Source organism: Streptomyces sp. NPDC088707 (genome assembly GCF_044752725.1).
Taxonomy (GTDB): Bacteria; Actinomycetota; Actinomycetes; order Streptomycetales; family Streptomycetaceae; genus Streptomyces.
This window is the reverse complement of sequence record NZ_JBIVLV010000016.1, coordinates 145,998-162,514: the sequence shown is the minus strand read 5'-3', so window position 1 is coordinate 162,514 and position 16,517 is coordinate 145,998. Positions and strand designations below refer to the sequence as shown.

The 16,517-nt window shown below is 69.7% G+C and carries 15 protein-coding genes; 7 read left to right on the top strand and 8 right to left on the bottom strand.

What is annotated here, in order from left to right:
* Positions 1 to 1,161: 1,161 nt before the first annotated feature.
* Both ACIP84_RS35700 and ACIP84_RS35695 read left to right on the top strand, forming a co-directional pair.
* Complete coding sequence (locus ACIP84_RS35700; protein ID WP_401803907.1) at positions 1,162 to 1,809, top strand: type IV toxin-antitoxin system AbiEi family antitoxin domain-containing protein; 648 nt, start codon at positions 1,162 to 1,164, stop codon at positions 1,807 to 1,809.
* Positions 1,806 to 2,291 (top strand): hypothetical protein, encoded by a 486-nt coding sequence (locus tag ACIP84_RS35695; protein WP_401803905.1) that lies wholly within the window; start codon positions 1,806 to 1,808, stop codon positions 2,289 to 2,291. Before ACIP84_RS35700 ends, ACIP84_RS35695 begins: the two co-directional genes overlap by 4 nt.
* Before the next feature lie 225 nt (positions 2,292 to 2,516).
* Here the strand turns inward: ACIP84_RS35695 and ACIP84_RS35690 are convergent, their stop codons facing one another.
* Both ACIP84_RS35690 and ACIP84_RS35685 read right to left on the bottom strand, forming a co-directional pair.
* The gene (locus ACIP84_RS35690) at positions 2,517 to 2,804 is read right to left on the bottom strand and encodes a hypothetical protein (protein ID WP_401803902.1); all 288 of its coding nucleotides are present in this window, start codon (positions 2,802 to 2,804) and stop codon (positions 2,517 to 2,519) included.
* A gap of 270 nt (positions 2,805 to 3,074) precedes the next feature.
* Entirely contained in the window at positions 3,075 to 3,536 is a 462-nt protein-coding gene (locus ACIP84_RS35685) for a DUF4429 domain-containing protein (protein WP_401803899.1), read from the bottom strand.
* Positions 3,537 to 3,823: 287 nt separating this feature from the next.
* Between ACIP84_RS35685 and ACIP84_RS35680 the strand changes: the two genes are divergently transcribed.
* The gene (locus tag ACIP84_RS35680; protein ID WP_401803897.1) at positions 3,824 to 3,994 is read left to right on the top strand and encodes a hypothetical protein; all 171 of its coding nucleotides are present in this window, start codon (positions 3,824 to 3,826) and stop codon (positions 3,992 to 3,994) included.
* A 460-nt stretch (positions 3,995 to 4,454) separates the two neighbouring features.
* Here the strand turns inward: ACIP84_RS35680 and tpg (ACIP84_RS35675) are convergent, their stop codons facing one another.
* Both tpg (ACIP84_RS35675) and ACIP84_RS35670 read right to left on the bottom strand, forming a co-directional pair.
* Positions 4,455 to 4,967 (bottom strand): telomere-protecting terminal protein Tpg, encoded by a 513-nt coding sequence (gene tpg, locus ACIP84_RS35675; protein ID WP_401803895.1) that lies wholly within the window; start codon positions 4,965 to 4,967, stop codon positions 4,455 to 4,457.
* A gap of 188 nt (positions 4,968 to 5,155) precedes the next feature.
* Positions 5,156 to 5,716, bottom strand: coding sequence for a hypothetical protein (locus ACIP84_RS35670; protein WP_401803893.1), 561 nt, complete (start codon positions 5,714 to 5,716; stop codon positions 5,156 to 5,158).
* Positions 5,717 to 5,947: 231 nt separating this feature from the next.
* Here ACIP84_RS35670 and ACIP84_RS35665 point away from each other — a divergent pair, with 231 nt between their 5' ends.
* Together ACIP84_RS35665 and ACIP84_RS35660 are read left to right on the top strand one after the other, a co-directional pair.
* Positions 5,948 to 7,237, top strand: a complete 1,290-nt coding sequence (locus ACIP84_RS35665; protein ID WP_401803891.1) for an endonuclease domain-containing protein — start codon at positions 5,948 to 5,950, stop codon at positions 7,235 to 7,237.
* A gap of 118 nt (positions 7,238 to 7,355) precedes the next feature.
* The gene (locus ACIP84_RS35660) at positions 7,356 to 8,285 is read left to right on the top strand and encodes a PIN domain-containing protein (protein ID WP_401803890.1); all 930 of its coding nucleotides are present in this window, start codon (positions 7,356 to 7,358) and stop codon (positions 8,283 to 8,285) included.
* 97 nt (positions 8,286 to 8,382) lie between these two features.
* Here ACIP84_RS35660 and ACIP84_RS35655 read toward each other — a convergent pair whose 3' ends face one another.
* The 3 genes from ACIP84_RS35655 to tap all read right to left on the bottom strand — a co-directional run bounded on the left by ACIP84_RS35655 (position 8,383) and on the right by tap (position 12,379).
* Positions 8,383 to 8,976: a toll/interleukin-1 receptor domain-containing protein gene (locus ACIP84_RS35655; RefSeq protein WP_401803887.1), complete on the bottom strand. Its 594-nt coding sequence runs from the start codon at positions 8,974 to 8,976 to the stop codon at positions 8,383 to 8,385.
* A gap of 598 nt (positions 8,977 to 9,574) precedes the next feature.
* Positions 9,575 to 10,132 (bottom strand): telomere-protecting terminal protein Tpg, encoded by a 558-nt coding sequence (tpg, locus tag ACIP84_RS35650; RefSeq protein WP_401803885.1) that lies wholly within the window; start codon positions 10,130 to 10,132, stop codon positions 9,575 to 9,577.
* Between the two features lie 12 nt (positions 10,133 to 10,144).
* Complete coding sequence (gene tap / locus ACIP84_RS35645) at positions 10,145 to 12,379, bottom strand: telomere-associated protein Tap (protein ID WP_401803883.1); 2,235 nt, start codon at positions 12,377 to 12,379, stop codon at positions 10,145 to 10,147.
* Between the two features lie 171 nt (positions 12,380 to 12,550).
* Between tap and ACIP84_RS35640 the strand changes: the two genes are divergently transcribed.
* Together ACIP84_RS35640 and ACIP84_RS35635 are read left to right on the top strand one after the other, a co-directional pair.
* Positions 12,551 to 14,341, top strand: a complete 1,791-nt coding sequence (locus ACIP84_RS35640; RefSeq protein WP_401803880.1) for a zeta toxin family protein — start codon at positions 12,551 to 12,553, stop codon at positions 14,339 to 14,341.
* Positions 14,342 to 14,549: 208 nt separating this feature from the next.
* Positions 14,550 to 15,992, top strand: a complete 1,443-nt coding sequence (locus ACIP84_RS35635) for a DNA sulfur modification protein DndB (RefSeq protein WP_401803877.1) — start codon at positions 14,550 to 14,552, stop codon at positions 15,990 to 15,992.
* A 149-nt stretch (positions 15,993 to 16,141) separates the two neighbouring features.
* Here the strand turns inward: ACIP84_RS35635 and ACIP84_RS35630 are convergent, their stop codons facing one another.
* A complete protein-coding gene (locus ACIP84_RS35630) occupies positions 16,142 to 16,426 on the bottom strand; it encodes a hypothetical protein (RefSeq protein ID WP_401803874.1) in 285 nt (94 codons plus the stop codon).
* Positions 16,427 to 16,517 lie beyond the last annotated feature (91 nt).

The window sequence follows — 16,517 nt, the reverse complement described above, 5'->3', positions numbered from 1 at the left end:
CCCGCGGAGCGGGTACCACATCGCTGCGCGATGTGCAAGCGAAGCGGTCGCTGCGCTCCCGCTGGCCCGTGCGGAGCACGGGCGCCTCCCTCCGCTGCGCTCCAGGAGGCAGTGGGGCCGGCCGCTGCGCGCCCGGCGGGCCGCGCGATGCGCGGCCGGGCCGCTCGGGGTCTGACGGTGCGGCTAGTGGGGCCTCCAGTATGGGAGTTGGAGGGAGCGCGGGGCGCTCCCGGCGGGTCCGCTGCGCTCCCCCGCCTGACGGTCCTTCCGGCTGCGCCTCCAGAACCGTTGGGCCCGCTGGCGCGGGCCGGGCTGACTACGAGGGGGTGGGGGTCGCTCGTTCGTGTGGATTCCAGTGTACCGCGCGCCATCAGTCTGATGCAGCATGTACCGTTGGCGGAAACGCGGGACACCCCCCACCACCCGGAGGGGGCGCGGCTTTTGATGCAAGGTCAGCGCTCGAATTCGGTTCCCCTACTTGCGCGAGGAATAAGGAATTGGGAAACTGCGGACCCGAGCCACAGAACGGTACCTCAGATAGTGGAAAGCCTGAACTCCGGCGTGCGGAGGTACCGGAGCCGAATGGCCCGCCAGGGCCGGGCGGCGAAACCGCCCCCGGCATCAGCCGTGCTTCCGTGCCTTTGAGCGTCACGGCCGGTACCACCCGAGACTCAGAGCCGCTGCTGCCGTCCACGACCCGCAGCGGGCCGACGGAGCCGCACGCGAAGCCACGCGCGCCACGACGGGGTGCGGTCGGCGGGAGTCCGATGCTGCTGCTGATGGGGTCGACCCCACGGCGTGTCGGTGCTTGATAACGGTGGGGAGACCCGGTATCACGCGCGCGCACGCTCTAGAGGCAAGAGCCGCGCGTTTCCGCAGGTCAGCGAGTCGAGTTGAGGAAGATATGTCAGCCCTGGACTGACATATCTCGGTCGCGACGTCAGCTGGTCCTGACCGAACAACATCGTTTCGTGGCATTACTGCCACGAAACGATCTGGGGTGCGTCGGCGGGAGGCTCGGACTCGATCCCGGAGCGGAGGTCAGTCCAGGGCTGACGTACGGGTGACTTTCGTGTCGGCGCTGCCGCGTTTTGGTGGCACTACTGCCACGGTTCCCCGCTATGGTTCTGACACCACGACGATCAAGGAGGCAGCGACCCTATGAGCTCAGGGCCCCTGGACGGCAGCGCAGCGCCGAAGCTGCCCGGTGCCCCGTCCCGTCGTCGGCGGCGCCCGAAGCCGCCGCCCACCGCCTACAACCGGTCCTCCGGCTCCACCATCGAGCTGCCCGCCGGCCACGCTGCCCAGGTCTTCCCCGTCGGCTCCAGCACGGGGTTCATCGGCGAGGCGTTCTCGATGGACAGCCTGGAGTTCATGCGCTGGGCTGCGGTCCGTTACGACGCCGACCGGTTCGTACTCGTGGTGCTGTTCCACCTGATGGGCTCGCAGAAGCCCGGCGGGCTGATCGAGGCCAAGCACGATGACGTTGCCGAGGCCCTCGGGTACAGCCGGTCTCACATCAGCCGCGTCTTCAGCGTCCTGGAGGCCGACGGCGCACTGCGCAGGCTCCAGCGGGGCCTCTACCAGCTCAACCCGGCCGCGTCGCTCAGGGGCGGGCTCAGGGAGCCGCAGAAGGGCGAGAAGAAGCGCTCCAAGACGGGTATCAGCGACAGGGTGGAGCAGCTGGACCTGCTGCGCGAGATCATGGAGGACCCGGACGCACCCGAAGCGTTCCGGGCGATGGCCGCTCCCGGCGCGAAACTGGAAGTGCGCAAGGAGTCGGATGGGGAAGGGAAGGCCACATCATGACGTCCGCTGCCGAGGAATGGGTTCCGCGCCGCAACGTGCTGTGGGGCAGCTTCAACGGTCTCGCGTACGTGCCGCGGCTGCCTCCCACCGCCTACACCCTGCTGCTGCACATGATGACCGAGCAGGAGCACGGCGGCCTGGTCGCCGCCACCCACGACGAACTCGCGGCCGGCCTCGCGATGGAGCGCGGCATGATCAGCCGCGCCATGCCGCACCTGGTCGCCGCCCGGCTCGTCACCGTGGTCCGCCGTGGGCGCTTTCAGCTCCACCCGATGATCGCCGCGTTCAACGACCCCCGCGAGCAGCAGCGAGCCGTCAAGGCGCTGCCCCAGGACATGCGACTGGACACCGGCGACTTCGAAGACGAGTACGAGCGCCGCTTCCAACTCCACCTGGACGAGAAGGCCCGCAAGGCCGAAGCCAAGGCCAAGGGCAACGTCACGCCCATCACCAAGACGACCCGCCTCAAGCGCGTCCACTGACCCGGCCGCCCGCCCGGCCGTGCAACACGGCGCTGCACCCCAGGTGCAGCGCCGTTCTCGCGCCCGGAGCAGTACACCTCCCCTCCAAGAGAAAAGAGCAGGTCAGCGGCGTACGGCGACGCGGGGTGGTAGCACCAGGTAAACCGGCATCGAGGGGCCTCCAGGGCGCGAACGGACGTGTGTCACCGCGGTATCGGCCGCACGGCGGCCGTGGGACCGCTCAGCTCAGTCGGGCACTGGGCTCGCGGCCGCGGCTCCTTCGACCTTGGCGCACCAGGGTTCGCCGGCACACTTCCCTCCGCGGCCGGGAACCGCGCAGGTGCACTCCGGCTCGCGCTCCGTGACCTGCGTGATGCGGTAGAGGCCCGGGGTCATCTTGTCGATGCGCAGCTTCTGGACCTTCGCCGTGGCCTCCACGATCGAGGCGGCGTGGGTGGTGTAGGTCAGGCTGGTGGAGCCGGGGTGGGACGGGTCGGTGCACCGTGCCACGACCTCGTACTCATGCTTCGTCACCTTGGGGATTCTTCCGCACCCGTCGGCCCGCCCGGGACGGATCGCAACGGTTACGTTCCGTACGGGGCGCGCCCACTCGGCAGCAGTCCTCGGGGCGGGGTGGCCGGTGACAGCGGATATGGATCGATTGCCGCTGAGACTGGACCGCGGGCATACGCCAGAGTGGCGATGGGCGAGCAGTGTGGGGGCATGGCCAGCGTTCGCTTCTGCGCCTCCTGCTGGGCCTGGCCGCCAAGGAAGCTCACCTGGTGCTTCTACTCCGACGGCGTCTTAGGGGTTGAGCAGCTTGGCCTTGGCCGCTTCGTAGTCGGCGATGCTGATAGCGCCGGCCCCGAGGAGCTGGTGCAGTTTCAAGAGTTCATCCGCTACAGATGAGGCCGTGGAAGCGGCTGGCTGATGCCGCTGTGCGATTGCTTCGTTGATCGCTGCGCGGAGTTCCTCGAAAGCCGGGGCCTGCCGCTTGGTGACCATCACGCTGTTCTCGTCATTGGCCGCGTCGGCGCTCTGGCTGCCGAAGCGGGAGCGTCGCTCATTGCCTCCGGGGAGGGTGAACTGGATGAACCCGTTGACCAGTGAGCCAGGCTGTTTCCACTGAACTGCGCTGATCTGCGAGATGTGGATGCGTTTCTCACCCTTGCCCACACCCGCACGGGCCAAGAGCCCCTTACGGGTGATCGTCACGTACTCGCCGTCGAAGGTGACCTGCCCGCCTTGCCCCTTTGCTTCGACCACGCATACAGCATCAGGCCGACCCGACTCGTCCGCCACCGTCCAGGTCAGCTGTCACCGGACAGCGGGGAAGGAACGCGGCGAGGTCACCGGCGGCTTCGGGCTCGGTGGTGGCGAGCCGGGCCGCGAACGCCAGCTCGTCGACGGCGGCGCCGGGGACCAGGCGGGCAAGTTCGGCGAGCAGCGCGGCGTGGGCGAGGACCGGCGGGGCGAGAAGGCCGGCGGCGGCTTCACGGGCTGCCGGGGCGCGGTAGTGCCCGCGGTGCGCGGCCAGGGCGTGGGCGAGCCAGGTGTCGACGTCGGCCTGGACGTACCCGCCGGCTCGCCGGGTCAGCTCGCCGGGTCAGCTCGTCGCGCCCGGCTCCGTCCCCGTCACGGGGCTCGGTCTGCTCCAGGGCGTTCAGCGCGCGCAGCGCCTGGAGCTCGTCGACGCGGGCCCCGACCCGGGCGGCTTCGCGTAGCTCGGCCTCGCGGTCGGCGGCGGCCGCGGCTTCGGCGGCGAGCTCGTCCCGGACGACATCGTCGGCGTCCGGGACGTAGACGGTGCCTGCCGGCGCGGCCGCGAGCAGCTGGTCGAGGCGCTCCCACTCCGCGAGCTCCGCCCGGCCGCGGACGCCTCGGCTAGGTCCTCGTGGCGGGAGTCTTGGCGCGCGTCGAAGCGGGCGTCGTCGGGGGCCGCCGCGACGGCGGCGGCATCCATGCCCATCGCCCGGCGCCGTACGGCGCGGCGGCCGATGCGGGCCGGGTCGACCGGCTCGCGGGGCGCGGGGCGAGCGGGCTGCCGGCGGTACGCCGGGGCGGCCAGGGCGTGGTCATTGTCGGCTCTCGTCTTCGTGGTGCGGATTCGGGGAGCGGGCCGCCGCCAGAGCGCTGTGCGGCGGCCCGTCGGATATGTTCTAACGGGTCGTGAATTCGTCCGGGTCAGAATCGGAATTCTATTTTTAAGACCTGTGTGAAATCTGCGTGCAGACCATGGGCACGGGTGCCCCAGTCGGTGAAATACCACTCCGTGATGGCCTCCGCGACGATCGGATGCAGGTCCTCCTCCGTCGCGCTGGCCTCCTGGAGCTCCAGGATCTGCTTCGCGTAGGCGGGCGAGATTGCCGTGGTGACCTGGCGCTCGCAACCGTCGTCCGAGCTGCCCTTGCACGTGAATCCGAAGAAGGCCGTCACGTCCACCATCATCCCTCTGGAGGTGACCGCCGCCTCACGTACCTGTGCTCTGACCTGGGGTTGCCACTCGGATTCCGTCTCCTCCACCAGGGCGGCTTGCAGGCGCTTCTGCGGGGTCGTCAGGGTCCCGGCGCGGTAGCGCTCCACCGTTCGGCGCGAGACGCCCAGGCGCTCCGCCAGGGCCTTGGTCGAGCCCTTCGTCCGCGTGAGGAGGAATTTCACCTGAGCCTTTGCGGGTTTTGGCGCGGGCCGGGTGAACACCTGCCGCTCCGCCCGCGCGAGGGCTCCCGGACCTTGCCGCGGCGCGGGGCTGGCTGCTGCTGCTCGTAATCGCTCATGCCTAGGGAACAAGGGCCGCCTGTTGACAGCGGCCTGAGCCCCGCCCGAGCCACCCCGCACGGGCGGCAGCTGCGCGCCGGGGGTGTCCTGCCGGTTCGTGCGCGCTGACGTCAGCGGCGGGTGACGGTGTAGCCCGCGTCGTTGACGGCGCGGGTCCACACGTCGCGGTCGAACCACTTGGTGATGTTCGGCTGCAGCTCGGTGATGGTGCGCATCCGCGCTTCCCAGTCGTGTCCGGCCGGGCCGCGGCTGCCGTCACAGCCGGTGCAGCCGTCCTCGCCGTGGATGTGGCCGGCCATCCAGGCGTTGACGGCGACGTTGATGATGACCGCGTACAGGTCGCCCCCGGTCTGCGCCAGGGAGTCCGGCACCCCGGACAGGACCAGGGCGAGCTCCGGGTTGTCGAGCGGCGGCATCGGGGCCTGCCCGACGTCCTTCTCGCTGCTGCTCTCCTCGTACGACGCCACGCTCTGCGCGAGCCGGTCGGCCATGACGGAGGCGTCGAAGTACCGCCAGGCGGAGCGCACCTGGATCCCGAGCCGCTCCGCCACGGTGGTGATCTGCTTCTCGATCGTGTCCTCCACGGTCGCCGGCGCGAGGGTCACCCCCCGGCGGGCCAGCTCCGCGAGCGTCTGGGCAACGGCTTCCTTGAACGCCTTCGTGTTCCGCACCACCGCATCGTAGGGGCGCCGACGATGCCTCCGGACGGCTTCGCCGGCATAAGCCGGCAGCCCTGGGCCGCGGGGAGCAGCGGGAGGGTACGGCGCCGGTGGTGAGGCTTCGGCCGAGATGCCGGCGCCCGGGACAACCGCAAGGACGCGTCCGAGTGTGTGATCGGTCTTTCGCGGCCGTGTACGAATTGGTGGGGGGTGTTGTCAGAGGGGTCTGCAACGCTCCCGCGCATGCCCATGATCAGCCCGAAACTGGCGTGCGTCATCTTCACGGAAGAGACCCGCGACGCCTCGCTGCCCCTGCGCCCCGAGGCCCTGCTGAAGACGATGTCGCACCATCTGCGCTGGCACGGACACGTCGTCGTCGGCGACGTCGCCCTGCGCGCATACAAGAACAAGGGGCCGTGGCGGTACGACGAACGCGACGTGCGCCAGGCCGCCCGGGACCTGTCCGCCGTGACCGTCGATCACGACGACTTGGTCGAGGTCGTGCTTCCCGGGCAGCGGTGGCGCGACGAGGGCCGCGGCAAGGATGAGGACGCCTGGAACCATGCGAACTGGCGTGGCCAGATCGCCGGCTGGATGTACCACGAGGCCCTGGACAAGGAGCTGGCCCGGGACAGGCCGTACACCGAGCGCAGCGACTGGGCGCGAATCGGGGAGAACGGCCTGCCGGGCGAGCTGACGTGGGAGGAGTTGGTCTCCGTGCGAAACGGCTCTGGAAGCGCTTCTACGATCGCCGGCACCTACCCCCTGGAGCTGTTCACCCGGAGCGAGGGCCGCTGGTGGCTGCCCCGCACCTACGCCGACCTTCTGGACCGGTGGGAGGCGCTCGAGGAGAAGCTCCTCGAACGGGCGCGGGTGTGCTCGCGGTGCCGGGCGCGGGGGCCGCGCTGGAGCGACTGGAGGACGCCGACCAAGACCGGGTACGTGACGATGTGCCCGCCGTGCTCGGGGGCGGAGTTCACCGCGTACACCGGACACCTGCGCGGAGTGCCGTACGGGCGGATGCGGGCCCGGAAGCTGCGGGCCGACGACTACCTGTGCCGACTGTGTCAGTCGAGCAGGGCCTCGGTGTGGGACCACTGCCACGGGCACGACCTGGTCCGCGGCCCGGTCTGCGCCAGCTGCAACACCTTCGAGGGCAAGGGCCTCCCGGAGCTCCTGCTGCGGCGGGAGGAGGTCGTGGCGCACCTGCTGGAATGCAGCCGCTGCCGCGAGGAGCGAGTCCTTCCCCCGCGGTTCCACGCCGCGGTAGCCGGGCTCCACCTGGAAGCCGAGGCCCGGCACGCCAGCTGCCCCGTGCAGCCGCATGTCCGGCACTGGGACACCACCTCGAGCGGGCACGTCTTCGACCTGTACTGCGACCGGCACTGGACCAAGAAGTGGAGGGAGGAAGTGCCGGCAGCCAAGGCTCTTGAGCTGGTCCGTGTCTTCGTCGACCAGGCGCTCGCGGCCGGGCGCCCCGGTGCTGGGGTGCCCGGTCCGCGAGCGGCTTCCGACACGAACGCGCTTACGTGACCAGGCCCTTGTGAGGTGGGCGAGCGGACGGCTCGCTGGGTTGTCGGACCGGTCTGGCACGATGCGGGGCAGAACTGGCCGACGGCTCGCCGACGGCCCTGATGGCAGGAGGACCCAGATGCTGCTGCGACCCGGCAGGACTTGTGATGAGGCGCTCGAACTCCTGAAGAACGTGACAGATCAGGGCCTGAACGACGTGCAGAACTCCGTGCCGCACTTCTTCCCGTCCGGAGGCGAAGAAGACGCTTCACGACGCACCGAGAAGATCCAGCTCCTGCGCCATGTGGTGAACCAGTACGACCAGTGGACGCTCCAGGCGACCAAGAAACTGCTGGAGGTCTTCGCCGACCGGTCCATAGCGACCCGGCTGCGCGGCGAGCGCTACGCCAGTGTCGTCTTCGGCGACCACACAGCGAACCGGCTCGCCCAGCTGCTGAACTTCGAGCTCAACGAGCTGCGCACGTACTTCATGGACCTGGGCAACGAGCTGTACCGGATGAAGGCCGCGCACGCCCATCACCAGGGCCGGACCGTGGTTCTGGACACCAACGACCTGCTGCACCACTCCCGGTACGACAAAATCCCCTGGGCCAAGCTCTACGGCAAGAACACGGTCGTGGTCATCCCCCACGTGGTCGTCGAGGAGATCGACAAGAAGTCCTATGCCACGAGCGACACCATCCGGCGGCGAGCCCGGGGCGTCTTCGCCCTGCTGGAGCAGACCCTCACGGAGCAGCGCCAGGGCCAGGCGACCGCCGGCGGGGTACGGATCGAGGTGCTCCTCGACGAGCCCCAGCACGTGCGGCTGCCGAACAACGACGACGAGATCGTGGCCCGGGCCTGCGAACTCCAGCAGTCCATCGCACCGGTCCAGGTCACGGTCCTGACGGGCGACAACGGCATGAGGGCGCGAGCGCTCGCCTGGGGCCTGGACGCCGAGAAGCTGCCGGAGAAGTACAAGATCGAGCAAATCACGGCCGGGCAGAAGGACGAGTACCTGCGGACCATCACGGCGCCGGACGAGTCGGAGCCCGCTTCCGTACCCTGACCGCAGAAACCGAGCGGGCCCGGACCAAATGTGACTGAGCGCTTCAGTTGGCGGGTTGAGCAAGGAAGCGCCTTAGGTCGCGGCAAGCACGAACCTGCTACACCTCGCCGCCCTCCTCCCAGCGGCACTCGGTGCAGCGCACCCCGGCGTAGTGGTCTCCGCGGTCGTAGTCGGTCGCACCCCACTGTTCGAGCTTGGCTGGCGGTGCGCCGCAGTTGGGGCAGATCACGTATACGCCGGCTCCGTGAAACGACACGGCCTCGATGGTCGCCTCGCCCAGGAGCTGTTGGACGCCCTGAAGGAATCCGGTGGTATCGACGCCCAAGATCTTGTTGACGGCGGTTTGGTTGTCGTCTTCGGTCACGGAGACGCAGTACAGAGGGCGGAGGAGCGCCGGGAGTGGCGTGTCATCCAGCCGGACCGGGACGATCCTGAGTCCGTCATTCAGTCGCCGGATGATCGCAGTCTCCAACTCGGACTTGACCCACTCCGACGTACTGGCGTGCTGGGACCAGCAGACGAGCACGGTGTCGACCGTCTCCAGGGCGACTCCGACTTTGCCAGGAATGGAGTCACCGGGGCGCAGTTCCCACTCATCGAGCCAGATCTCCACGCCGCCCAACCGCAGCTTCGTGGCGAAGGAGCGAACGGCAGGCTTGTCCTTGTGGTTGTGGGAAACGAACGCGCGCACTGCTGCTCCTTGTAATCCCAAAGGCCTGGCACCAAGGTTATCGTCAATGTGACATTATCACATCCGCATCCAGGCGCTTCAACTCGCAGGTGCTTAAGGTGCCGTCTGCGGCGCGTAGTTGCCAGGCGGCAGTCAGTCCGCAGCGCGGCAGTCACTCACCCAGTTATGGAGTGGGGGCGCCCTTCCAGGTCGTCGACACAAGGGTTCCAGCCGGTGTGCCACCAAGAAGGCCGGCCAGTCGGCGTCTGCGATGGGCTTGATCCACCTGAACGGCTCGGCGAAGCCGAGGGCCCTAGCCAACCCGTCGGCTGTGAGGACGGCGTACTGCACGAGCACGCTCACTGCATTGGTCGCATGGTGTGACTGGATGACGATCAATGACGGAGGTAGGCCCCAATCCTAGGGCGGGCCACCTGCGACGAGAGTGGGGTTGCCCTCGCACCCGTCGACGGCCACACGGCCTCGACATCGCCGGCGTGGTCTCGCGGCCCGCGACCAGTAGAGGGCTGAGCGCTCAGTCCGCCAACTCAACCGCTCACTCGCCAAGTGAAGCGCTCAGTCACACCAAACGGGCCGGGCCCGCTCGGCGTCCGGGGTCCTACAGGTCGAACTCGAGGTGCTCGATGTCCGTGAACCGGACCTCCTCCAGACTCCCGGCGCGGCGGCCGCCGTCCTGGAAGTACACCTCCTTCAGGGCTTCCGCGGCGATCTCCTGGAGCTGCTGGTCGCTTGCGCCGGCTTCCTGGGCTTCGAAGAGGCGAGCGGCGTAGGTCGGGGGCAGGGCGACGGTCAGGTGCCGGATGCGGTCCTGGTCCGTGGACCCGATCGGCGCGGTGTAGCCCATACGGGCGCGGGTGTCGATGACGATGCCGCCTGTGGAGGCGGCCCTCGCCCTGGCCTTGGCCCGGATCTGCGGCTGCCAGCGGGCTTTCACCTCACGCTCCAGGCGCGCGGCCAGGTCGGCGCGGGGCTTCTTGATCTGGTCCTTCACGTACCGCTCGACGGTGCGCTGGGAGACCCGCAGCATCTGCGCGACCGCCTTCGTGCCGCCGAGCTGCTTGACGAGGTACCGCATCTGCGGCCCCGCGTTCTTGGGCGCCGGGCGGGTGAACGCCTTCTGCACCGCCTTCTCCAGGCCGTCCCCGAACAGGCTCATCGTGGCCCTCTCCTACTCTCCGTTGTCGGCGTCGGTGACGGTGCCGTCCTTGATGTAGCGGGCGAGGTTGAGTTCCGGGGCGTTGAACCGCTCGCGGACTTCCTCGCCCCACAGGACGGACTGGGTGCCCTCGTGCTTGACCAGGCCGGGGTTGATGCCGAGCTTGAACCCGCCGGGTAGCGGCTTGCCCTCCCGGTAGGGCAGGAAGTCCAGCGGCGACTCGCCGTTTGCGGCGTAGACGACGCAGTCGGACAGGACCGCGATCGGGTACTGGCCGGTGAACGCGGCGTGCTTGACGATCTTCCTGTGGAGGTTGATGCGGGTGCGGGAGATGACCGCCGCCCGGATGTCCGGCCGCCAGGTCGGGCGGGACAGGGCGCGCCACGGTTCGCCCGGCCGCCAGCCCTCGGCCCGGGGGCGCTCGCGGAGCTTGCCCAGACCGCCCTTGACTGTGGCCTTGACCGCGGAGACGACGATCGCCAGCTCCGGGTCACGGTCTTTGTAGCCGTCCATCGCCGCGAGGAAGTCTTCGGGGGCGAGGTCGGCGTCGACGCCGAGGTCGGCCATCGTGGCGAGGTAAGCGTCACGGAGCCGGGTGTACCAGCCGTCCAGGTAGCGGCCGGTCTCGTACCGAACCCACGCCTCGAGGGGGCGCACCTCGTAGCCGAGCTCCGCCGCGTAGGCGACGGTGGGCGTTGAGTACCAGGCCGGGCCCTCGGGCCGCTCGCCCTTAGGCGTGAACGGGGAGGGCAGCAGCGAACCGTCCAGGTTCACCCACTCCTTGCCCACCTTCACGCGGGACAGGTCGACGTGGGAGAGGTCGACCAGCCAGGAGCCGGGCAGCTTCGGGTCGAACATAGGGGCCTTGACGTGCGTCGCCTCGCCGAGGCCGACGGTCAGTCCGTTGGCGCCGGCGGCGAAGGCCATGTTGACGTCAATGCCGACGAGGTGGCGCAGGGTGCACTCCGCATCGGTCATCGGACGTGCCCAGTCGTACGCCTCCTCGAACAGCTTCTCCGCCGGGCCGCGGACGTGGAACCGCGGGAGGTCCTTGAGGGCGGGATGGCCGTCGGGGACCTCGCAGGGCGGGAAGTTCAGCGGGTCGATGGCGTCCTTGCCCAGGCTGCCGGGGTTGTGCTCAGAGTGCCGCTTGCCATCGGCGTCCGGCGCGGAGGCCCGGGTCGGCGGGTGCAGGGCTGTCATCAGCTCCAGACCGGTCACTGCGGTCGAGCCGCGCGGCGTCATCACCCGCGAGGCGTACACACCCAGGACGCGGGCGAGCTCCGCTGGCGGAAGCTGCCCGGCGGTGCCCCAGAATCGGGTGTCCAGCGCGTTCCACGACGGGATGCACAGCTGCACGCAGGCCCGCTCCGACCCGGTCGCGGGACGGTAGATCCGCGCCCAGGGGCCGAATCCGCGCTTGGTCAGCTGCCACTCCGCGCGCGCAAGCTGCTTGATGACCTTGTGGCCCTCCGGGATCCGCCCGGCGGTCCGCTCCTCCTCCGTGAGCGTGGTGGGCAGGCCGTAGCGCTCGCACGCGGCCTCGGTGAGCACGATCAGCGGGTCGGCGTCCTTGCCCGGTCCCGACAGCTTCGGAGCACCGAGCCTGGCCTCGCGCAGCGTCCAGTCGACCAGGGCCGGGATGGACTTGGCTGGCACGTCCAGAACCAGGCCGCCGGTGCAGTACGCCATCACCCGCCCGTCCTCGACATCGACGACCGCCAGCGGCCCGTTCTCGAACCGCGGATCGGTACCGCCCGCCGGCGTCCCGGCCGGGGCCGCCTTCTGTGCACCGGGACGACGCGACGTCGACGACGGCCTGGCGGTACGCGCCGGACGGGGTGCGGTAGCGGCGGCGTCGGGCGCGGGGGCCTCGGTGTTCTCGTGCGCAGTCGTGGCGGCTGCCTCGGGAGCCGGGCCTGCGGGCAGAGCCGACGAGTCGGCCGGGGCGGGCGCGGCGGTGAACGTGGCCGACATCCTGGCGTCGGCGGCGGGCGCGGCCGGGGCCACAGGGTAGAGCTCCGCGAGCTTGCTCAGCAGCCGGGCGTAGGCGTCGCGCTCGGGCGGGCGGGGCTCCGTCTTGCCGGACTCCCAGCCCGACACCGTGGCCCGGCGCACCTCGAGTGCGGTGGCCACTTCATCGATCGTCAGGCCGTGCGCGGCACGCAGCCGCTTGCGCTCCGTCGGCGGCGGCAGGACAGCGCGGGACGCGAGCAGGGCGTCAACCGCATCGAACAACTCGGACATGCAACACCTCCTGCGGGAGACCCTACCCGATGAAGCGCACACAGCGCGCACATTTAGCGTACGAATCGCGTACGAATCGCGTACGAATCGCGTACGAATGCTATCCTTGGTCGTGGGGCGACGGATCGAGAGCAGCGAGATCTACTGGCAACGAACAAGTGGGAGGGCTCGTTGAGCGGGATCACGGAGGCGGCGGTGCTGAGCGAGGAAGAGCACCAGGACGCACTGCACCGGCTGATCCTCCCGGCGGCCACGAAGAACGCTGTGACGCAGCAGCGTCCGGTCGTTGTAGTGGTTAGCGGCCCGCCCGGAGCGGGGAAGACCGGGGTCGCCGATCTGGTCCAGGCGGCGCTCGACCACCGGGGCGGCGCCGTTCGGATCGGCCGTGACCTCTACAAAGCTGTCCACCGCCACTACTCCGCCCTGCTGGAGACGGACGTCCGCACCGCCGGAGTGAGGGTGCGCCCGGACAGCATCGGCTGGCAGGCCGAGGTCGAGGAGTATGTCCGGGCGCACGGATTCGACGCCGTCGTCGAGTCCGCGCTCGCCTCTGAGGCCGAGTTCCGCGCCCTGTCGGTCGCGTACCGGAGCTCGGGCCACCGGGTCGAGGTCGTGTCGGTCGCAACCGCCGAGGCCGTGGCCCAGCTCGGCGTCCTGGACCGCTTCCTCAGCGGCGAGTTCCGTTACGTGTCGTGGGAGACCCAGGACGCGTGCACAGTGGGGATACTGCGGACGCTGGCCGTGATCGAGGCGGAGCAGCTGGCGGACCGGGTGGCCGTCGTACGGCGGGGCATGGATCCGTTGTACGACAACGAGCTCACCCGCGAGGGCGGCTGGGCCCGGCCAGTAGCTGCGGCCGAGGTCGCGAGGACCGAACAGTTACGCCCGTGGGACGCGCCGCAGAGCCGGGTGTTCCGCCGGGAACTGACGCGCGCCGAGGCGCTCGTCCACGACGAGCGGTTGCCGGTCGACGCTCGGCTCGCGGTGTCGCGGGACGCGGAACGCGCCGCTGCGGCCGCCGAGTCGGTGCGGCGGATCGCCCACCCGCTGCCGGGCCCGCCCGGAACCGGCTACCACCGCCTTGGCGCGGAGGAGCACCGGTGGGCGTTCGACGAGCTCATCGCCCCGACCTCCCTGCGGCGTACCGTGTTCCGTCCGGATCCGTTCGTCGTCTACCTGGTCGGGGAGTACGGGGCCGGGCAGCTGATGGCAGGCCGGATGGTACGCCGGGCGATGCGCCCCCGTCCCGTGCGCATCGAGCCGGACAGCTTGCGCGGCGCGCACCCGGATTACTTCCAGCTCGTCAACGACAGCCCCCGCATCGCCGACGAACTGGTCCGCCCCGACGCGGACGAGTGGCAGGCCGAGGCCGAGGCGTACGTCCGCGAGCAGCGCAGCGACGCCACCATTGAGGCCGACTACCTCACGGTCGACGACTTCCGTTTCAGCGCGGCCCGCTTCGCGCGTGCCCGCTACCGGATCGAGGTTGTCGCCCTCGCCAGCCGGGCGGCCGACAGCAGGCAGAGCACGTTCATCGGCCATGCCCGCGCCCTGGAGCTCGACGTGATGACCACGCTGCCGACCCAGGCCGCGCACGCCCGTTCCCTTCGGGTGGCCGCCGAGATCGTGGCAGCCGCGGCCGCCGACCCGGACATCGCCGCCGTCACCGTGCTCGACACCGACCTCCGGGCCCTCGGACGCGACCACGCGGCGCCGTGGGCGCTGACCGCCGAGAGCCTGCGCCCCTACACCGAGCGGGAGGCCGCCCGCTTTCACACCGTCCAGCGGGCCCTGCGCGGGGTGCTGCCGCGGATGCGCGAGGAGCTCGCCAGCCTCGCCGAACAGGCCCAACCGCTCATGCCCGCGCGGATGCAGCCGCTGCGCATTGCGCCCTGGCCGCCAGCGACCGCCACTCTGCCGCTGCCAGTCAGGACCCTCGTCGCCCCGGGGCCCGCGCGCTGACCCGTCGGGGTCGGTGCTGTGGCGGGGCCGAAAGAGAAATAGGCCAGGCCATTTTCTGAAAAAGGTCCACGCGTGATGATGTCGGTACGTAGCGTGAGGGGGTCAGGTCAGAAAGCAGTTCGGCCCGGCGGCGTGCTTGTCCAGAGCTCGATGCCGCCGGGCCGACCGGTACGCAGACCCGCAGGTCCGCAGGAATGAGGCTATCGCCTTGACGAAGTCGACCCCCCAGACGAGCAGCGAGCGGTTGCGCGCCAGGCTGAAGGGCGAGAAGCCGCCTGTGAAGGTCGAGCGCTACGGGTTCATGTCGAAAGCCGGCAAGCTCGACAAGATCACGTGGGTTGAGCCCATGCGCTCGCTCGCGGAGCAGTGGAACTTCGAGAACCTGCTCAGCCGGGAGGACTACGACCTGGACGACGACAGCCGCCCCGGCCAGCGAGGCATCTACGAGCAGCAGGTCAAGGCCATCGCGGAAGGCATCCGTTCGTCCGACCGTCCCTACCTGGGCACGCTCGTCATCGGCATGGACCCGGACCCGACCTTCGTCGAGATCGAGAAGATCGACGAGGTGATGCCCGGCGTGTTCCTGGTCAAGGTGACCGTGCGTGAGGGAGCGCCGCCCATCTGGTCGGTCGACGGTCAGCACCGCGAGTTCGCCCTGGGCCGAGTCTGGGCCTTGGTGAAGGACGCCGATGAGGGCGACGAGCTGGTGGTGCGCCGATACATCGAGCGGTCCGCCACGGAGATGACCATGCTCCTCGAGGGCGACCCGGACATCCTGTCGACGCTGTTCATCAAGATGGCGTCTACCAAGCCCATCGACCCGTCGCTGGTCGCGGTGATGGACAAGGCCAACGCGCAGAACCGCCTCGGCCAGTACGTGATCAAAACCTCCCGTCTGTGCCAGGGACGGGTCGGATACCTCCCGGACTCCGCCCACAAGCGGCGCGACACAAAGTTCGCCAGCCTCTACAAGGCTGCGGGGGTCCGCTCGGCTGCTGCGGCCATCGCCGGCGTCGGTGTTCGCGACCGCACGCCGGACGCGCGGGAATCTAACCTGAACGCCGTCTTCAAGAAGCGCGCCACGGAGACTGGGATCTCCGGCGAGCTGGTTCTCATCGCCGTCGGCGCGGAGGTCGTGGAACTGCTGGACTACGCCTTCGAGCGCATCCCGGGCTGGCGGGAGATTGCCGCCGACACCCTGACCGTCTCGGAGTTCCGCACGCGCTACCTGCACTCGGCGACGGCCGGCCTCCACGTCATCGCGAACACGATCGCGGCGGCCCGGATGGCTGGGGTCTGCCCGCGCAAGACGGTGGACGCCCTCGCCGAGCTCCCCTGGCAGCGCGATGCCCTGCAAACCACCGAGGCCGACGAGGAGAAGGGCACCCCCGAGTTCTCCTCCCACGTCTTCTTCGAGGGCACCCTCGCCAAGACCGTGTGGGACGAGCGCGGACTGCGATGGCGGGCCAGCGCCTCCGGAGCGACCCGCGCCGGCTACGAGGCCGCGATCAGCCGCGTGCTCCGGCACATCGCGGCCGAGCACTCGGAACTCAAGGAGATCGCCAGCGACGCCACGTTCACCGAGATCGGCCTGATGGCCCGCAAGCGCGGCCCGGGCCGCCCGAGGAAGGCCACGGCGTCCCCCGCCTGAGTCATCTCCCTATCGTGAAGGTCCCCTGCAGATGCGGGGGACCTTCACGCGCAACAGGAGCCCAGCTGTGGACCCTTCACCGCCAAGCTTGTCCCGCTGCAGCGTTCGGCCGCACGCGCGGGACCACCGGCTCCTCCTCGCCGACCTGTTCAGGACTCCGTGAGTTCCTTGAGCCGCGCGGCGTAGGCGAGGGCGATCTGCACGGTTTCGTCCTCGTCGGCGTCCTCCAGTCGGTCAAGATCGTCCGCGGCCTGGTCCCGGGCGGTGCGCCACGCGGCCACCTGCTCAGGTTCCCCTGCGCCGGAGCGGTGGGTGTCGGCGAGGCGGGCGTTGTACCAGGCGATCACTTTCCTCACCGTGTTCTCGGCCTGCGTGGCGTCGCCGCCGGGCTGGTGGAGCGGCTGGGAGTCTTCTGGGGTGAGGGGGCTGGTCATGGCGGGGTACCACCTTCGAGTCGTGCTGAAGTGCTGGACCGGCCATTGTCGGTGACGCGGCTTCACCCGCTCGCGACCGGGCATAGGTTGA